The 17,916-nt window shown below is 60.9% G+C and carries 15 protein-coding genes; 10 read left to right on the top strand and 5 right to left on the bottom strand.

Annotated elements, in window-relative coordinates:
* The 7 genes from AC1RRC_RS28485 to AC1RRC_RS28455 form a co-directional block, all read left to right on the top strand.
* On the top strand, nucleotides 1–186 hold a 186-nt coding region (locus AC1RRC_RS28485), incomplete at its 5' end, for a hypothetical protein (protein WP_493059024.1).
* Entirely contained in the window at nucleotides 170–679 is a 510-nt protein-coding gene (locus tag AC1RRC_RS28480) for a HEAT repeat domain-containing protein (protein ID WP_493059023.1), read from the top strand. The genes AC1RRC_RS28485 and AC1RRC_RS28480, both read left to right, overlap by 17 nt.
* Before the next feature lie 565 nt (nucleotides 680–1,244).
* Nucleotides 1,245–1,772 carry a DUF7677 family protein gene (locus AC1RRC_RS28475; protein ID WP_493059022.1) on the top strand — a complete coding sequence of 176 codons (528 nt, stop codon included), beginning with the start codon at nucleotides 1,245–1,247 and terminating at the stop codon, nucleotides 1,770–1,772.
* A gap of 66 nt (nucleotides 1,773–1,838) precedes the next feature.
* Nucleotides 1,839–2,123, top strand: a complete 285-nt coding sequence (locus tag AC1RRC_RS28470; protein ID WP_493059021.1) for a hypothetical protein — start codon at nucleotides 1,839–1,841, stop codon at nucleotides 2,121–2,123.
* Nucleotides 2,124–2,600: 477 nt separating this feature from the next.
* Nucleotides 2,601–2,951 (top strand): hypothetical protein, encoded by a 351-nt coding sequence (locus AC1RRC_RS28465; RefSeq protein ID WP_493059019.1) that lies wholly within the window; start codon nucleotides 2,601–2,603, stop codon nucleotides 2,949–2,951.
* Nucleotides 2,952–3,320 (top strand): GIY-YIG nuclease family protein, encoded by a 369-nt coding sequence (locus AC1RRC_RS28460; protein WP_493059018.1) that lies wholly within the window; start codon nucleotides 2,952–2,954, stop codon nucleotides 3,318–3,320.
* Between the two features lie 471 nt (nucleotides 3,321–3,791).
* Nucleotides 3,792–4,106 carry a hypothetical protein gene (locus AC1RRC_RS28455; protein ID WP_493059016.1) on the top strand — a complete coding sequence of 105 codons (315 nt, stop codon included), beginning with the start codon at nucleotides 3,792–3,794 and terminating at the stop codon, nucleotides 4,104–4,106.
* Nucleotides 4,107–4,293: 187 nt separating this feature from the next.
* On the opposite strand, the gene selD is transcribed toward AC1RRC_RS28455, so the two are convergent.
* A complete protein-coding gene (selD, locus tag AC1RRC_RS28450) occupies nucleotides 4,294–5,343 on the bottom strand; it encodes a selenide, water dikinase SelD (protein WP_493059015.1) in 1,050 nt (349 codons plus the stop codon).
* Nucleotides 5,344–5,413: 70 nt separating this feature from the next.
* Here selD and senA point away from each other — a divergent pair, with 70 nt between their 5' ends.
* Nucleotides 5,414–6,607, top strand: a complete 1,194-nt coding sequence (senA, locus tag AC1RRC_RS28445) for a selenoneine synthase SenA (RefSeq protein ID WP_493059013.1) — start codon at nucleotides 5,414–5,416, stop codon at nucleotides 6,605–6,607.
* Nucleotides 6,608–6,619: 12 nt separating this feature from the next.
* Nucleotides 6,620–8,446: a DUF885 domain-containing protein gene (locus AC1RRC_RS28440; RefSeq protein WP_493059012.1), complete on the top strand. Its 1,827-nt coding sequence runs from the start codon at nucleotides 6,620–6,622 to the stop codon at nucleotides 8,444–8,446.
* Between the two features lie 156 nt (nucleotides 8,447–8,602).
* Here the strand turns inward: AC1RRC_RS28440 and AC1RRC_RS28435 are convergent, their stop codons facing one another.
* Together AC1RRC_RS28435 and AC1RRC_RS28430 are read right to left on the bottom strand one after the other, a co-directional pair.
* Nucleotides 8,603–12,322, bottom strand: coding sequence for a TonB-dependent receptor (locus AC1RRC_RS28435; RefSeq protein WP_493059011.1), 3,720 nt, complete (start codon nucleotides 12,320–12,322; stop codon nucleotides 8,603–8,605).
* Between the two features lie 197 nt (nucleotides 12,323–12,519).
* Complete coding sequence (locus AC1RRC_RS28430; RefSeq protein ID WP_493059010.1) at nucleotides 12,520–13,449, bottom strand: LysR family transcriptional regulator; 930 nt, start codon at nucleotides 13,447–13,449, stop codon at nucleotides 12,520–12,522.
* 12 nt (nucleotides 13,450–13,461) lie between these two features.
* On the opposite strand from AC1RRC_RS28430, the gene AC1RRC_RS28425 reads away from it, so the two are divergent.
* Nucleotides 13,462–14,988 (top strand): aldehyde dehydrogenase (NADP(+)), encoded by a 1,527-nt coding sequence (locus AC1RRC_RS28425; RefSeq protein ID WP_493059009.1) that lies wholly within the window; start codon nucleotides 13,462–13,464, stop codon nucleotides 14,986–14,988.
* Between the two features lie 195 nt (nucleotides 14,989–15,183).
* Here AC1RRC_RS28425 and AC1RRC_RS28420 read toward each other — a convergent pair whose 3' ends face one another.
* A complete protein-coding gene (locus AC1RRC_RS28420) occupies nucleotides 15,184–16,416 on the bottom strand; it encodes a malic enzyme-like NAD(P)-binding protein (protein ID WP_493059008.1) in 1,233 nt (410 codons plus the stop codon).
* Nucleotides 16,417–16,570: 154 nt separating this feature from the next.
* A complete protein-coding gene (locus tag AC1RRC_RS28415) occupies nucleotides 16,571–17,857 on the bottom strand; it encodes a Glu/Leu/Phe/Val family dehydrogenase (protein WP_493059007.1) in 1,287 nt (428 codons plus the stop codon).
* Nucleotides 17,858–17,916 lie beyond the last annotated feature (59 nt).

Raw genomic sequence — 17,916 nt, 5'->3', positions numbered from 1 at the left:
CGTCTTGTGGCAAGCGCCGGCTGGTCCGGTATGCTGGTGTCCGTGTGGGCGCTGGCGCGGGCAAGCTGGTGGCCGGTTATTCGCGGCCAGTTCGGGTGCTGTGCCCATCATTTCATTCCAGCGGATCGCCTACGGCGCCCGCTGAATTCCAACGTTAGAGCGCAAATTTATGTCATCCATCCGTAATCCCGCAATTTGGCTGCATGATCTTGCACACGGCGACGATGAAAGGCGCCACCGTGCGATCCTGGCCATTGGGAGTCTGTCGTATGATGAGCCAATTGACGTCGATGCATTCTTGACAGGGTTGTCTTCCACCGAAGAGAAGATCGTTTTTTGGTCGATAATCGGTCTCGGTCGAATTAAGTCGCAAGGTAAGCCAGCCTTGTCGGCACTTGCTTCCCTTGCGCTTACTCACGCAGCATTTGGCATTCGCCAAGCAGCGATCAGCTCACTTCGCCAAATCTCGCAGAACGATTCGCCCTCCCGGTCGGCTACCTTTCAAGCGCTGCACGACAGCAATCCATTTGTCCGGAGAGAAGCACTCCAATCAATCGCTGCCCTTCAAGCGCTGACAGATCTGGAAATCGATAGTGTGCGAGGCCTTGCCGCAGATCCGGACGAAACAGTCAGAAGTTGGTGCGCAATTGCCTTGCGCCAGCTGGGGCTTGCATCGTGAAGCGCTCTAACATTTCATTCCAGCGGACGCCGTACGGCGCCGCTGAATTCCGACGTTGGGCCGCTTGAACCCATGATTGCCATCTCTGTTCAAATTGAGAGGTTCATCGATGATCATCACCCCGGCTTCGTCGAATGCCGCCTGATTGACGCGAATGGAAGGTCTCATCTTTTCATCGAAAAGGTTCCCGTCGTGACGACGGCAAACCTTTGGTCGGATAGTCCATATCCCCAGGTCGGTACAATAGCGTGCGAGGTCGAATTGGAATCGGATGACGCCGACGGCCGGAAGCTTTCGACGGTTAACACCGAGCGTCCATGGTCTATCGAATCCACCGAGGGTATTTCACGTTTTGTCGTCCAGTCTTCACAGGTAGTGCGACAATGACGCTGTCGCCCAACAATGCGCTCAACCTCGCTCCCTTTGGTCGCTGGACGCTGCGCGATAAAGCCGCGCAGCGCCGGTTAGCTTGAAACGATGGGCCCAGCCTTGATCCTGTTAATGAATCACGCGTTGACAACTTCGCTCCGCTCTTTGGTCGCAGGCTGTTTCGCCAGCGCGGCGAGTGCTGGCGTTTGCGCCGCTGGCGGCGCGGCGTCTTGTGGCAAGCGCCGGCTGGTCCGGTATGCTGGTGTCCGTGTGGGCGCTGGCGCGGGCAAGCTGGTGGCCGGTCATTCGCGGCCAGTTCGGGCGCTGTGCCCATCATTTCATTCCAGCGGATCGCCTACGGCGCCCGCTGAATTCCAACGTTGGACGGTATGGAGGCTTTGCAGTGAAATTGGGTAACAGCTTCAGCGGTGCGCTGAGGACTTTCTCGTACTTCATGTCGAGCGGAACGCACTACATGCTTAAAGGAGTGGATTACCTGAGCCTGTACGGGAATGAGCCAAGCGCAATCGAGCGGACTTACGCAATTTTCGCCAATGTCCTCGAACTCGACGAAAATGGTCAAGTCCAGAATGGAACGTACGCACAGAAAAGGGCTACCGACTATTTGAAGTCCTATTGCGACTCGTCATTCCAAGTAGTCCCGCCATTTGAAGACTGGGAGCTTGAGTTGCATGAGCCACCGCCGGTAAAGGATCAAATATGAAGTCCAACCCAGCATTCCAGCCGACGCCTGCGGCGCGGCTGAATTCGGCACGTGAGCCTTTTTCTAATGCAACCTGAAAACTATCCAGTCGTCGGTATTTTTCGAAACGATACCTCGGACCCTATGAGGCTGTTCCTAGAAATGGTGCCGAACGAAGTTGTTTTATCTCCTGGGCATTCTGTCGAGCTAATGGCCAAGCCGACCGAGGATCTTCTTCCGTTGACAATTGACATCGTTACCGGTGGACTGCAAATTCATCCGCACAAAGAATTTGATCCTGATTGGCATATTCGCTTTAACTGTCTAGTCATTCGCGCAGGATGCCCGACGATTCTGGATGAGTACGAGTGAATGTCTTGAATTCTACCCGGAATCTATGGGCTAACCTTTTGCTCCACCGGACGCCTGGCGGCGCCGGTGAGCACGCACGTTGGGGGGGATATGGCTGTTGTGTCTAAATGGACATGCGGCGCTTGCACGGCACTAGATGTAGTATTTGCATTTGAATTATGCAGAAATGAATTATTTTTCGTCTGTGGGGCCTGCAGTGCAACAAGATTTGCACCTCCCAAAGAGCTCAGTGAGATTCTAGAGATGGATGAGACTGCGCGAGATCTGAGAGGCGGTTGGACTCTTGCAAATATTGAAGAAGTTAAATCGGCAGGGTATGAATTTCAAATCGACTTAGTATATGCAGATTTTTACGAAGGATTATTTTCTCGATACCCTGGTTATCAAAGGTAAAAATTCTTTGTCCCAACCATGCATTCCACCGGACCTGCGCAAAATCGCGCAGTCCGGTGAATTTTTACGTTGGACCATCAATTCATGCAGCGCGATGCCATCTTAAAACGCCTTAACGACCTTGCAAGAGAGCGTGGCGGTCATATCGGTTTCCGCGCCTTTCTCGAAGAAATTGGGAAGAGCGAACATTGGTTGCGAGCGCAACCTTGGTTCCAAGGGTGGAATGCACTCTTGGAAGAAGTCGGACTCGAAACCCGTCACTTTTCCCCACCAACACGAGATATCGGTGACACCGCGGCGGTGTTGGTCGAACTTGTTATTCGATATGGCCGATGGCCTACAGAAGACCAGTTAAAACGTGAACGGGTCACAAACCCTTCTGTCCCGAGTCCTCATTTTGTCAGGAGGATGCGACGTACGGGTGACCTTGAATGAGTGCGAACTGGGCTAGAGCAACGGCGCCCGGACTTGCTTCCTGAAATAACCGCAGCTTTAAGACCAACGACGGATGAGCAAGATGCGTTGCAAGCACCTGGGGAACGAGTACGGGGATATGTGTACCTTCTTCGCTCTGGTCGGCGTTACAAGATCGGAAAGTCGCAAGATCCATCTCGGCGTTTCCGGGAGGTCAAGTTGGAGCTCCCGGAGGAGACTGTTCAGGTACATTCAATACCTACCGACGATCCAACTGGAATAGAGGCATACTGGCACAGCCGCTTTCGAAGTAAGCGGGTACGTAACACTGAATTCTTTGAGCTTGATGCTTCTGACGTACGCGCGTTCAAGCTTCGCAAGTACCAGTGAAGAGAGTTGTCCAACCCGGCAGTCAACTGGACTGCCTCCACGCTGCGCGTTCCGGCAGCCAGTTACTTTTTACGTTGGGCACGGTCGTAACAATGAATCAAAAATCGATTGTCGGAGTTCTTGGACTGTGCGTTTTCCTGTTTTTGTACCTCTTCGTCGGATTTTATGCAGATCGCGAGTCGCGTGTAATCCACTTATTTCTCAAGCATCGGCCGTATCCCAAACTCTTATTCGCTTCACCGCTTGGCGAGGCAGATCGCAGTAGCATTCCTGGAAAGGAAGGCTACCTATCGCCGGAACAGGAGAAAGAGGAAACGCTTTATGTGGAGTTCGTAGAACATGGCAAGACAATCAGTAGCCGTCCATAGTTTTTCGCATAGATCATGCACAGCAGGCCCAACCTCACATTCCACCGGACCTGCGCTAAAACCGCGCGGTCCGGTGAATTCTCACGTTGGGCCACCTAACTCTATGGCAATCGCAAGAAAAGGCAGTCGCCGCATTGTCGTTGATTCCATCCCTTACCGATGGACGATTCGGCCACGCCCCACTTATGATCAAGCTCTTGCGCAGGCCGGAATGTCTTTCGCAGTTGATCTTGAAAACGGTGGGCTGGCTACGCTGTTGGTGAAGCTGAATGTACTTCGCCCAGACAATTGGATGAATGAAGATTTCATTTCCATCACCCCAGTAGTGGTCGAACGGGCGATTCGGCAGGCGCTGACTAAAGGCTGGAAGCCGACAAATCGAGGAGGAGCATTTGAGCTCGCGTGCACTTTGGAATAGGCCCAACGATTAAGGATAGATCGTGCGAAGCCACGATCTGAACCGATGGTTGGACGAGCCCGGCCCCTGGACCTCAGCGGGTTCATAGAAAATAAATTTTTGGGAATTATGCTGCTTTGGCAGCGAGGCCAAGTGCCGCAAGGCCCGCTGCCAACGTAAGGCGCGAAGGCGTGCACTGTCTCCCAATTTACAGCGCGACCGACACCTGCGCAGGCCCGTCCGCCATGCGGCCGACCACCGCCGCACCATCAAACCCCTCGCGGCGGAACAGTTCAAGCACCTCGTCAACCGAACCCGGATCACACGCCACCAGCAAGCCACCCGACGTTTGCGGGTCCGTCAGCAGCGCGTGGTGTTCGGCCGGCAGGCCGGCGGGCAGCACCACGTCCTTGCCATAGGCCTCCCAGTTGCGGCCTGACGCGCCGGTAAAGTAACCGTCGCGCGCCAGTTGTTCGACGCCGTGCAGCAGGGGGATGGCCGGCATGTCGAGCTGCGCCGACAGGCCCGCGCCGCGCGCCAGTTCCAGCAAGTGGCCCAGCAAGCCAAAGCCGGTCACGTCGGTCAACGCGTGCACACCCGGCAGTTCGGCCAGCGCCTTGCCCGGTTTGTTCAGTTTCGTGGTCGAGGCGATCATGGCGGCATAGCCGTCCGCATCGAGCTTGCCTTTCTTCAGCGCGGCCGACAGCACGCCCACGCCCAGCGGTTTACCCAGCACCAGCACGTCGCCGGCACGCGCCGCCGAGTTGCGCTTGACCTTGTCCGGATGTACCAGGCCCATCACCACCAGGCCGTAGATCGGTTCCACCGAATCGATGGTGTGGCCGCCGGCAATCGGAATGCCCGCTTCCGCGCAAATCGATTCGCCGCCCTTGAGGATCTGGCCGATGGTATCCAGCGGCAGCTTGTTGATCGGCATGCCGACCAGGGCCAGCGCCATGATCGGGGTGCCGCCCATGGCGTACACGTCGGAAATCGCGTTGGTGGCGGCGATCCGGCCAAAGTCGAACGGGTCGTCGACGATCGGCATGAAGAAATCCGTGGTGGCGATCAGCGCCTGCTCGTCATTGAGCTTGTAGACCGCCGCGTCATCGGCGGTTTCAATCCCGACCATCAGTTCCTTCGGTACTGGGAAACCGTGGGTGTTTTTGAGGATTTCCGACAGCACGCCGGGCGCGATTTTGCAGCCGCAGCCGCCGCCGTGGGAAAAGGACGTCAGTTTCACAGGTTCGTTGCTCATGGTCGCGAAAGTTCCGGTTAAAATCAAGTGAGGTTCATCGATGCGGGGGGCTATGCAAATTCCATCGTTCATGTCATTCCGCACCGCCAACGCAGGACAACTGGCGGATGCCCTGCAACATGCGCGCGATTATACGCTCGCGCTGTTCGACTGTTTCGTGCAAGCCGGCTATGACGCCCCGGCGCGCGTGCCCCAACTGCTGTGTGTGAATCCGCCGCTGTGGGAACTCGGCCATATTGCCTGGTTTGCCGAATGGTTCGTGCTGCGCCACGCCGCCTCCAGCCACCCGGCCGATGCCCGCAAAGGTCCGCTGCTGCGCAAGGGCGACGACTGGTTCGATGCCGGCACCGTGCCGCACGCGATGCGCTGGAACCTGGATTTGCCCAGTGCGGGGGCCACGAAAATGTATTGCCATGAAGTGCTCGACCGCGTGCTCGACCAGTTGTTGAATGCCGCGGCTGATGGCATGGCGCACGATGCGGCGCTGTATCCGTACCGGCTGGCGCTGGCCTATGAAGACATGCGCGGCGAAGCGCTGCTGGCCGCGCTGCAAACCCTGGGCTTGCCCGCGCCCCCCGGACTGGCGCGCGATGAATCGGCCTGGGTCCAGCCTTCGGAACTGCGTTTCGCCGGCTGCTCGATACAACTGGGCAGCCGCCAGGATGGCAGCTTTGTGTTCGACAATGAATTGCACGCCTACGAATGCTATGTGCCGGGGTTTTCCATGGATGCGGCGCTGGTGACCAATGCCCAGTTCAGCGATTTCGTTACCGATGGCGGTTATGACAACAGCCGTTACTGGAGCCCGGCGGGCCGCGACTGGCTGCTGCGACAGGAGCGTGTAGCGCCGCGCTACTGGCAGCGCGACGGCGGCTATTGGCGCAACCTGCGCTTTGGCCGCCTGTGCACCCTGAATGGCGCGGAACCGGTGCGCCACGTGTCGTTGTTCGAAGCGCAAGCGTATTGCATGTGGGCGGAGCGGCGCCTGCCGACCGAAGCGGAATGGGAACTGGCGGCGCTGTCCGGCCATCCGGGGTTCCGCTGGGGGCGGCTGTGGGAGTGGACCGCGACACCGTTTGAACCGTATCCCGGTTTTGCGCCGGGCCCGTGGCGCGAATATTCGGCGCCGCACTTTGCCGCCTGCCAGGTCTTGCGCGGCGCATCGTTTGCCACCCAGGCGCGGCTGGTGTCCGCGAAATTCCGCCATTTCCAGTTGCCGGCGCGCGATGATATTTTTGTCGGCTTGCGCACCTGCGCTTACTGAAAAGGAAAGCCCATGAAGAGTGCGTTGAAATGGCTGTTGACGGTGTTGATGGGCCTGTTGCTGCTGGCTGTGCTCCTGATCACCCACACATCGCATTTCAAGCCGTTGCGGCTGGACTGGTTTTATACCCGCACCTTTGCCAAGCAAGTGCTGGACAGCCCGGAAATGCTGTCGTCGATGCGGCTGCTGCCATCGTGGCTGGATTTCTATGGCGGCCGGCTCGACGAGGCGTCGGTCGAACATGACGCGAAAATGATGCGGCGCCTGAAAGAAGACCTGGTCATGCTGGACAGCTATGACCGCACCGGCCTGGACCGCGACGGCAAGCTGTCCTATGACACGCTGCATTACTCCATGCGGATCCAGGCCGAGGGCGAACCCTATTTGTACCATGCGTTCCCGCTGAACCAGATGGCGGGCGTGCAAGTGACGCTGCCGGAATTCATGGTGCAGGTGCATGAAATCAGCACGCGCGGCGAAGCGGAAGATTATGTCGCGCGCCTCGAACAATTCCCCCGCAAATTCACGCAATTGTTGGAAAAGGCCCGCCACAGTGAAAGCAAGGGCATTTTGCCGCCGCGCTTCATGGTCGATAAGGTGTTGAAGCAGATGGGCGACTTTGTCGGCGTGCCGCCGCAGCAAAACACCTTGTATGTGAACATGCGGGAAAAACTGGCGAAGATCCCTGCCGGCGCCATGGATGACGCCAGCCGCCAGAAACTGCTGTCGCGCACCGCCGATGTGCTGGCCAACCGGGTCTACCCGGCCTATGGCAAACTGATTGCCCACTTCAAGGAATTGCAGGGCAAGGCCAGGGACAACCATGGCGCCTGGAGCCTGCCCGATGGCGACAACTATTACGCGTGGGCCGTGCGCATGCACACCACCACGCGCCTGACACCGCAGCAGGTGCACGCCTTGGGCTTGTCGGAAGTGGCGCGGGTGGGCGAGGAAATGGAAGCCATCCTGAAGCTGCAGGGGCTGACCGAAGGCAGCATTGGCCAGCGCGTGCAGCAACTGGCGTCGAATCCGGAACAGAAATACCCCGCCACGGAAGAAGGCAAGAAAGCCATGCTGGCGCAATATCAGCGCATCCTCGATGAAATCAATGACGGGGTGGCGGCGGCGTTCGAACTGCGTCCGAAACTGGGCGTGGAAGTGCGGCAGGTGCCGCCGGAATCGCAGGAGGCGGCGCCGGGCGCGTATTACATGCCGGGCGCGTTCGACGGTTCCCGTCCCGGCATCTTTTACGCGAACATGCGCACGCCGGGTGAGACGCCGAAGTTCGCCATGCGCACGCTGGCTTACCACGAAGGCATCCCCGGCCACCATTTCCAGATCCAGATCGCGCAGGAATTGCAGGGCGTGCCGTTCTTCCGCAAGGTGATTCCCTTCACCGCTTACCAGGAAGGCTGGGCGCTGTACGCGGAGCGGCTGGCCAGCGAGCTGGGTTTCCAGAAAACCCCGATGGACAACCTGGGCCGCCTGCGCGATGAAATGCTGCGCGCCACGCGGCTGGTGGTCGATTCGGGCATCCACTACAAGCACTGGACGAGGGAACAGGCGATTGCCTACATGATGGATAACACGGGCATGGCCGAAGGCGACGTGGTGGCGGAAGTGGAGCGGTATTTTGTCGATCCGGGCCAGGCGCTGGCCTACAAGGTCGGCATGCTGAAAATCCTGGCGCTGCGGGAACAGGCGCGCGAAGAACTGGGCGTGAAATTCGACTTGAAGCAGTTCCACAATGAAGTGCTGTCGCACGGCGCGCTGCCGCTGACGGTGCTGGAACGCCAGGTCAACGACTGGATCGCGCACAAGAAGCGCGGCGATTCATAAATGCCCCGCTGGCTTGCATGCAAGCTGCGGTGATTGCGTAGGGCGGTTTCCGCCTCGCGGAAGCCGCCATGCATGCGTCAACGCGGCGCAAGCAGGCGGCTTTGCAAAAGCCGCCCTACAGGATTGGCGTCCCCGGCGAATGCCAGGGAAGTGGCCTTACAAGCTGCGGATATTCATCCCGACCATGATGCGGCGGCCGGCGTACGAATAGTCCAGCAGGTTCGGCGTGCCATCGGCGAACGGCGAGAACGGACCCTGGCTGTTCGACGTGGTGGCGCGGCCCAGGTTGCGGCCTTCGGCGAAGATTTCGATACCGTTCTTGAAGCGGTACGCGATCTTGGCGTCGATGTAGCGCGTGCCGTCGCGGAAGTTCGGCGAACCCGGATTGTATGGCGTGACCGTGATGCGGGTGACGCCCGGCGAGCTTGGGTAATTGTTCACCGAGTTGGCGCCGCAGGCGGCGATACAGGTGAAGTACGACGCCACCGCCTGCACCGCGACGCGGGCCGACAGCGCGCCATCGTCATACCACAGCGCCAGGTTGTACGAATACTTCGATTCGCGCGCCGGCGGCAGCGGGGTGCCCGTGATCAGGTCCACGACATTGACCGCCGAAGTGGCCGAGCGCAGCTTGGTGTAGTTGGCGTCGAAGCCGGTGTACTTCAACGCCCATGGCAGGAATGTGAAGGCGGTCTTGGAACCGAACTCGATGCCTTTGCGGGTGGTGGCGGCGCCGTTTTCCCACGTGTTGTAGTTGAAGTCCACGTCGCCCAGCGCCACGCCGGTTTGCGGGTCGGTCAACTGCGAACCGGAGAACACCTTGACGTTGCTCTTGCCCTGCACGATGGCCGGGCCGATCAGGCCACGCTGATTGAACGAGGCCAGCGAGAACATGGTGTCGCGGTTCGGATACCACTCGACGCTGAAGTTCTGGTTCCAATTGGTTTGCGGACGCAGCGCCGGGTTGCCCACAGTGCCGGAACAGGTCTGGTCCGGTTCATTGCCGTTGCTGTCGATGGCGCCGACCTTGCGTTCGTCATAGGTGCAGGTGCCGGCCGGCAGCAGCGACGACACCGGTGGACGGGCCACGGTCTTGGCACGGTTGTAACGCCATACCAGCTGGTCGGGAATGGTCCATACCGCCGCGTTAAAGGATGGCAGGTAATCGGTGGTGCTGGCTGACATCACGGTCGGGGTGGACAGCGTGTTGGTGACGGTGCCACCGGCCTGATTCGGGTTGCTCGGGTTGTACGCCGCCGTCTTCTGGATCGACGTGAAACTCATGATGCCGGTGCCTTCGACCTTGGTATTGACGATGCGGTAGCCGAAGTTGCCATCCACTTCCCAGCCGAACGGCAAGGCGTGGTCGGTGAAGGGCAGGTGATCGATGTTGTAATCGGTCATCAGGTAGCCGGAGCGGACCCGCTCGCTGAAGGTGCCGACCGGCTGCGCATATTTCTTGCCGTCGCTGCCGGTGCATTCCTTCAGGCAGTCGAAGTTGACGTTCGGGACGCCTGCCAGCTGGAACACTTTTTCGACGTCGATCTGGGTCCAGCCGTTGATCAGGCCGGCCGGACGGTCCTTGGCGCCGGCAAAGAATTGCGAGGTCTGCTGCGTCATCGATTGCGCGATGATGTCTTGCAGCTGCGCCGGCGTCATCACGACCTGGCCGGACAGCGCCGTGGCCGGGTTGGTGCTGGGGTTGTAGCCGTATTTGCACGGCGCGCCGCCCGCGCCCAGCGAACCGGCGGTATCGGTACAGCCGACGAACGAGCTGCGCACGATCGATTGCGGCACATAGATGCCCGGCACATAGCCGGCCGCGCCGAAGGTGCCGACCGGCGCCTGCACCGTATAGCCGCCGTTCGGGTTCCAGCTGTTGCCGGAGGTGTCGCGCAAATTGAAACCCGTTTTCAGGCGCGACAGGAACGGCACCTTGTCCGACAGCGCGTACGCCACGTCGAGCTTGGCGGTGCGCTCCCTGGTTTCCGCCGCGCGCGGCGTGTACGTCAATTGCGGCGCCTGCGTCATCAAAGGTTGCTGGTTGATGGTGTAGGCGGGGATCGCCACCGGCACGGTGGCCGAAGCCGGCACTGCCGTGGTGGCGACCGCGGCCGGCCGGGCAATCGCATAGTTGGCGGCGTTGGACTGGTCGAACGTACTGCCGGACGGGAAGCTGTAGCCCCACAAGCCGTTGGGCAGCACTTGCATGGTGGCCGGGCCATAGTTGTAGCTCCAGCTGGTGCGCTTGTCGCCGCGCGTGAAGTCGGAACGCGCGTCGCCGACAAAGTACTCCACCAGCAGCGGGCCGTCTTTATAGGTGCCGCCGGTTTGCAGGTAGCGGCTGCTGGTTTCAATGATGTTGTGGATCTGGTCCACACCCGCGCTGCCGTCGCTGATGGTGAACTTGGTCACGTGGTGGTTGGCGTCCACCACCACTTGAGCGGGATTGACGTTGGCCACCGCGCCCATCGCCGGGAAGGCGTTGGTGCGGAAGCTGGGCGAGTCGTACAGGTAGTAGCCGGAACCCGGCACGGCCGAACGCACGCCGGCGGCGTTGTCGGTGAAGGTGATGCCGGAATAGGCCGGGCTGGCGGTGTTGGTATTGACGCTCAGGCCACCCAGGCCATAGGTCAGGAAATTGTCATCCACGCGGCGACGCTGGATGCTGCCTTTGGCGTAGACCGTGAATTCATTGTTGACCTTGAAGTCCAGGCGCAAGTCGCCGGAACGGCGCTTGTCGATCTGCTTTTTCATCAGGTAGCGCACCAGCGACGGCGTGTAATCGTTCCACTGGTTCAGGCACGTCATCAATTCGTTGCCGCGCTGGTTGATGGCGCCGTTGCGGGTATTGCCCGCCGCGATGGCGTTTTGCTGTTGCGTGGTCAGGTTCGGGAACATCGCGTAGCAATCCGCCTTGGTCTGGGCGGCGGCGGACTTCGTGATCAGTTCCAGCGGCGAGGCGGCGTTGAGGAAGCCGCCGGCCAGCAGCGGCGTGGACAGCAGCGGCGCGGTGGCGGTGGAATCCGTGGTGGACACCGTGGCCGGGTTGAAGGCAAAGGTTTTATTGGGCGAATTGTCGAAGTCCAGCGCGCGCGCATAGCCCTGGTTGGCGGAAGTCGCGACCTGCGACGAGTGGCCTTCGTTGTGCATTTGCGAGGTCGACACGTTGAGCAGCACGCCGAGGCGGTTGTCGAGGAACTTGTTGGCCAGGATCACGTTGGTGTCCGGCGACCATTCCTTGTTCAGCGAACCTTGCGAGGCGGCCACGCGGATCGAATAAAACGGTTTCTTGAAATCCAGGCCGGTGCGGGTCTTGATGATGATGCCGCCGCCCAGCGACCCTTCGGTCATGTCGGCGGTGGACCCTTTGACCACGTCGACGCTTTTGATCAGGTCGGACGACAGTTCGCGCAATTCCACGCCGCGTCCGCTGCCGCCGCCATTCAAGTCGGTGCCGCCGCCGGCTTGCAAGCCCTGGCCGTCGAGTTCGACGCGGGTCAGGTCCGCCGAGTTGCCGCGCACGGCCACGTTGACGCCTTCACCGAAATCGCCGCGTTCCAGCGCAATCCCGGACAGGCGCGAAATCGCTTCGCCCACGTTGCGATCTGGTAGCGCTCCCACATCTTCCGCGACAATGGAATCCATGGCGGTTGCGGCATTCTTCTTGCGTTCATTGGCCGATTGCTGCGACGCGCGGGTGCCGACCACCATGACTTTGGTTTCAGTCTTGATTTCCGGTTTCGCGCTGTCTTGCGTGGCCTGCGCCATGGCGCCATGGCTTGCCATCAGCGACGCCAGCGCCATCGATACGGCGTAGCAGAGCGGACGCAATTTCATCCGCTCCTGCTCCCATTGCTTGTTCACTCCATTCACGGTCTGTCTCCCTTGTTGCGGTTTTTTTGGGCAAAAGCGCTCCCTGCGGGCGCTGCCAGGGCAGGTCCGTGTGTTTGTCAGGGGGCGGTTTCGGGAGACAGTGTATGAAGTTGGTCGGCGACTGTGTTGCCCTGATGGCAAACAATCAGGACGATGATCCGAGTGTATGTTTTACACCAAATCACCCTGTGTTTTGCTCACACAGTTGATTGGAGTACGGCGCGGATCGTCCCCAAGCGCAGCGAATGGCGGTGCCAGTACGCGCTGTAATCGCCCAGCGACAGGGTGGACGTGGTGTGGATTTTCTTGATGCGGTCGTCCGCCACCACGTGCTTGAAGACCGAGCTGGGCAGCATCGCCAGGCAATCCGTGTTGCACAAGGTGGCCACCGTCACCAGGGCTGACGTGGTGCGCAGCTTGATGACGGGCTGCGCGCAGCCGCTGTCGGCGAACCAGCCGGACAGCAGCGCGGCCAGCGGGGCTTTCGGTTCGTAGCTGATCCACGGGTAGCCGGCCAGGTCGGCGCACTGGTATTGCTGGTTTGACGCCAGTGGATGCTGCGCCCCGGCCGCGATGCAAATCGGTTCCGTCGCCAGTTCCAGGCAATCGAGTTCCGGCTGGCCGGCCGCCAGGCCGGAGCGGGCAAACACCAGGTCCAGTTCGCCGGACTGCAATTTCAGCATCAATTCCGCGGAAGTCCCTTCCTGCGCCTCCACCAGCAGGTTTTCCCGCGCCGCGCAGGCGCGGCTCACCACCCCGCAAAATGCGCCGGTCACGGCGCCCATGATCAGGCCGATGCGCAGGATTTCCTGGCGCTGGTGTTCGATCGCATCGAGTTCATATTTCATGCGCCGTACGGAACCGATGATGCTTTGCGCATGGTTGATGGCGCAACGGCCCGCCGCCGTCGGCGTCAGGCCGCTGTGGGTGCGCTCGAACAATTGCGTGCCGAGCGCCCCTTCCAGTTCCAGCAGCGATTTGCTGGCGGCCGGTTGCGACACGGCCAATTCATCGGCGGCCTTGCGCAGCGAGCCGTGGTTGCCCAGCGCCAGCAACAGCATGAATTGCTTGATCCGCAAGGAGGACAGGGCGGAGCGGGGCACGTAGGCGGCAGCGGGATCGGACATGGTTATCGGGGGATGAATTGTTTTCAATTCCCGCCATGGTACGCCGTGGCTACCATGTCTGCACAGTCATCATCGCAGTCGTCAATTACTTTAGGAGAGCTTGTGAGTATTCATGAATCCACCCCGGCCCAGATCAACGGGGCCGTTATCGCCGCTTCCCGAACCGCAGGCGACTGGGCGCAATCGCCTGCCGCACGCCGTGCCGCGCTGTTCCAAGGGCTGGCCGACGCCTTGCACGGCCAGCGCGACGCGCTGATTGCCATCGCCAATGCGGAAACGTCGCTGCCGCTGCCGCGCCTGAACGGGGAAATGGACCGCACGATTTTCCAGTTGCGCGCCTTTGCCGACCAGGTGGTGGCGGGCCGTCCATTCGTCGTGACGGAAGATGCCGCCGTGGCCGGTGCGCCGCCGCAAGGCCGCCCGCACCTGGCGCGCGTGCAAGTGCCGCTGGGTCCGGTCGCCATGTTCTCGGCCAGTAATTTCCCGTTTGCGTTTTCCGTGCTGGGCGGCGATACCGTGTCCGCGCTGGCGGCCGGTTGCCCGGTCGTGGTGAAAGCGCACCCGGGCCACCCGGCCCTCTCACGCGCCGTGCATGAACTGGCGCAGGCGGTGCTGGCGCAGCAGGATTTGCCGGCAGGGCTGATCGGCATGGTGGAAGGGGCGGGCATCGACGTGGGCGTTTCGCTGGTACAGCATCCTGATATTGCTGCGGTCGCGTTTACCGGTTCCTATAAGGGCGGTCATGCGCTGTGGCAGCAGGCGAATGCGCGTCCACGGCCGATTCCGTTTTATGGCGAACTCGGTTCGACCAATCCAGTGGTGATCTTGCCGGCCGCGCTGGCCGGGCAGGTGGCGGACAAGGCGGCCGCGCTGGCCGATTCGATGGCGTTTTCCAGCGGCCAGGTGTGCACCAGTCCCGGTGTGATCGTGCTGTTCGACGGCGCGGATGCCGATGCGTTTGAAGTGGCATTGCGCGATGCGCTGGCTTCCAAGACCCTGCATCCGATGCTGACGGCGGGCATGAAGCGTAATTTTGATGCGGGCGTGGCGCGGGTGGTGGGCACGCCGGGCGTGACCACCGTGCTGGCGGGGGCGGAGGCGGGCAGCGATACGGCGCCGCCGCAACCGCTGGTGGCGCGCACCACGGCGGCCAATTTCATCGCGCGGCACGCGTTGCAGGAAGAAGTGTTTGGCCCGGCCTGCATACTGGTGCGGGTGGCGTCCGCTGACGAGGTGGTGGCGGTGCTGAATGCGGTGGGCGGGAGCCTGACGGTGACCGTGTGGGGGGCGCAAGAGGCGTCGCCCGACGTGGCGCGCATGGTGCGCGCGGCGCAACAAATCTCGGGACGGGTGCTGTTCAGCGGTGTGCCGACCGGTGTCGCGGTGGCGGGCAGCCAGGTGCATGGCGGACCGTGGCCATCGTCGACGCAGCCGGCGGCAACGTCGGTGGGCTATGCTGCGCTGGAGCGGTTCCTGCGGCCGGTGGCGATGCAGGATGCGCCGGCGTGGTTGCTGGCGCTGGGTGGCCGGCCGGTGTAATGCCGGCGGCCCTGTACGGCGCTTGATTCACGCAGCGGTGGCTGCGTAGGGCGGTAATCCGGAGGATTGCCGCCATGCTGGCGTTGTCACCAGCGCATGCATTGATGGCGGCACATGCATGGCGGCTTTGCCTCCGGCAAAACCGCCCTATGGGTTCACCATCCCCACTGAAAGGGATGGTGTGGCCTGCATAATTTACAGCAGTGTCTCGCCCAATTTGACCAGATGCTGCGCATACGCATCCAGGTCCAGTTCCTTCCTCGCCACGCCGCTGGCAAATGCCGCTTGCGCGATCTTCGGCGTCACGCCCGACAGCAAGCGCGAATCCAGCAAGCCTGGCACCACGTAATCCTTGCCGAAACGCTCGTCCGAACGGGCCATGCCGGCCAGCGCATGGACGCAGGCGATCTTCATTTCCTGGTTAATGGTGGTGGCGCCGGAGTCCAGCGCGGCGCGGAACAGGTAGGGGAAGCACAGCGCGTTGTTGATCTGGTTCGGGTAATCCGAGCGGCCGGTGGCGATGATGGCGTCGGGTGCCACTTCGCGCACCAGTTCCGGACGCAGTTCAGGATCAGGGTTGGCCAGGGTGAAGACGATCGGCTGCTTCGCCATGCGCTTCACGTCGTCCTGCGACAGCAGGCCGGGGCCCGACAGGCCCAGGAACATGTCCGCGCCTTCGATCACTTCGCTCATTTTGGTCGCGATGGTGTCGCGCGCCCAGGCTTTTTTCTCGCCATCGAGGTCGCGCGCGGTGCTCAGCACGCCTTTGGAATCGCACACGAAGATGTTTTCACGCTTGGCGCCCAGCGAGACAATCAGTTCCAGGCAGGCGATGGCGGCGGCGCCGGCGCCCGAGCAGACGATCTTCAGGTCTTCGATCTTGCGGCCGGTCAGGTCCAGCGCGCCCAGCAGGCCGGAGCCGACCACGATGGCGGTGCCGTGCTGGTCGTCGTGGAACACCGGGATCGACAGGCGTTCACGCAGCTTGCGCTCGATGTAGAAGCATTCCGGCGCCTTGATGTCTTCCAGGTTGATGCCGCCGAAGGTCGGGTGCAGCGAGGCGATGATCTCGACCAGCTTGTCCGGGTCGGTTTCGTCGATTTCAATGTCGAACGAATCGATGCCGGCGAACTTCTTGAACAGCACGACTTTGCCTTCCATGACGGGCTTGCCGGCCAGCGCGCCGATATTACCCAGGCCCAGCACGGCGGTGCCGTTGGTGATGACCGCTACCAGATTGCCCTTGGCCGTGTAGGTGTAAGCCAGCGACGGATCGCGCTGGATTTCCAGGCACGGGACGGCCACGCCAGGCGAGTAGGCCAGCGCCAGGTCATCCTGGGTGGCCACGCTCTTGGTGACGGCGGTGGCGATCTTGCCGGCGGAACCGGCTTTGTGGTACTCAAGGGCTTTCTGTTCCAAAGTGCTCATTCCGGTGTTCCTTTATCAAATGCGAAAAACGCCTGCCCGAGCATAACCTGGGCAGGCGTGGTGGTGACTGATTACGTCCTATATCTCATATTACCAATAGTATTGGCGCAGACTGGACCCTTGCAGCTTGTGGATTTCACTTACGTTGTATGCCTCAAGGATACAGGCCGCGCACTTCCCGCGCTTGCAGCACCCGGGTGCACGCCAGAATAAAGGTGGCGGTACGCAGGGTGACATTCTTTTCCTGGGCGACTTCCCACACGGACTTGAATGCGTCTTGCATGATGCGAGTCAGGCGGGCGTTGATTTCATCTTCGCTCCAGAAGAACGACGAGAAGTCTTGTACCCACTCAAAATACGACACCGTCACGCCACCGGCATTGGCCAGTACGTCCGGCACCACCAGCACGTCTTTGTCGGCCAGGATGTCGTCGGCTTCGGGCGTGGTCGGGCCGTTTGCACCTTCAAGGATAATTTTGGTGCGGAGTTGCTGGGCGACAGCAGCGGTAATTTGCTGTTCCAGCGCGGCAGGAATCAGGATGTCCGATTCGATGCCCCAGAATGCGTCACGGTCCATGAACTGTTCGACACCCGGGAAACCTTTGACGCCGCCCACTTCCGCCACATGTTTGTGCAGTTGTACGATGTCCAGGCCGCCGGAGTGTACCACGGTGCCGGTGTGGTCTTGTACTGCAATGACTTTGGCGCCGGCATTGGCGAACATGGTTGCGGCCACGCCGCCCACATTGCCGAAGCCCTGGATCGCGATACGGGCGCCTTCGATCTTCACGCCGCGCTTGGCGGCGGCTTCCTGGCCGGCGACGAACACGCCACGGCCGGTTGCTTCGCGGCGGCCCAGCGAGCCACCCATCGAGATCGGCTTGCCGGTCACCACGCCGGTCGACAGGTTACCTTCGATCATCGCGTAGGAGTCCATCATCCAGGCCATCACCTGCTCATTGGTGTTGACGTCCGGCGCCGGGATATCCTTGGTTGGGCCGATGATCAGCGCGATTTCGCTGGTGTAGCGGCGGGTCAGGCGCTGCAGTTCGCCTTTCGACAGGGTTTTCGGGTCAACCCGGATACCACCCTTGGCGCCACCGTATGGCACGTTGACGGCGGCGTTTTTCACGGTCATCCAGGCCGACAGGGCCATCACTTCGGACAGGGTCACGTCCTGGTGGAAGCGCACGCCGCCTTTGCCAGGGCCGCGCGACATGTTGTGCTGCACGCGGTAGCCCTCGTAGTGGGCGATGGAGCCGTCATCGCGCTCGATCGGCACATCGACCACCAGGATGCGCTTTGGACGCTTCAGCGTTTCGACCCAGCGCGACAGCGAACCCAGGTGCGGGGTCACACGGTCGATCTGTTTCAGGTATTGGCCCCATGGGCCCAGGTCTTCTGCATTGAGGTAGGAAGGCAGTGCGTGCTGAGTAGTCATTCGATTCGCTCCTGAGGTTATTTATATGCGCGGCTTGTGGCGTTTATGCGCTTGCGTTA

This window comes from Pseudoduganella sp. GW821-FHT12E03 (genome assembly GCF_058807115.1).
The sequence above is the reverse complement of the archived record's forward strand: the minus strand, read 5'-3'. Positions and strand labels throughout refer to the sequence as shown.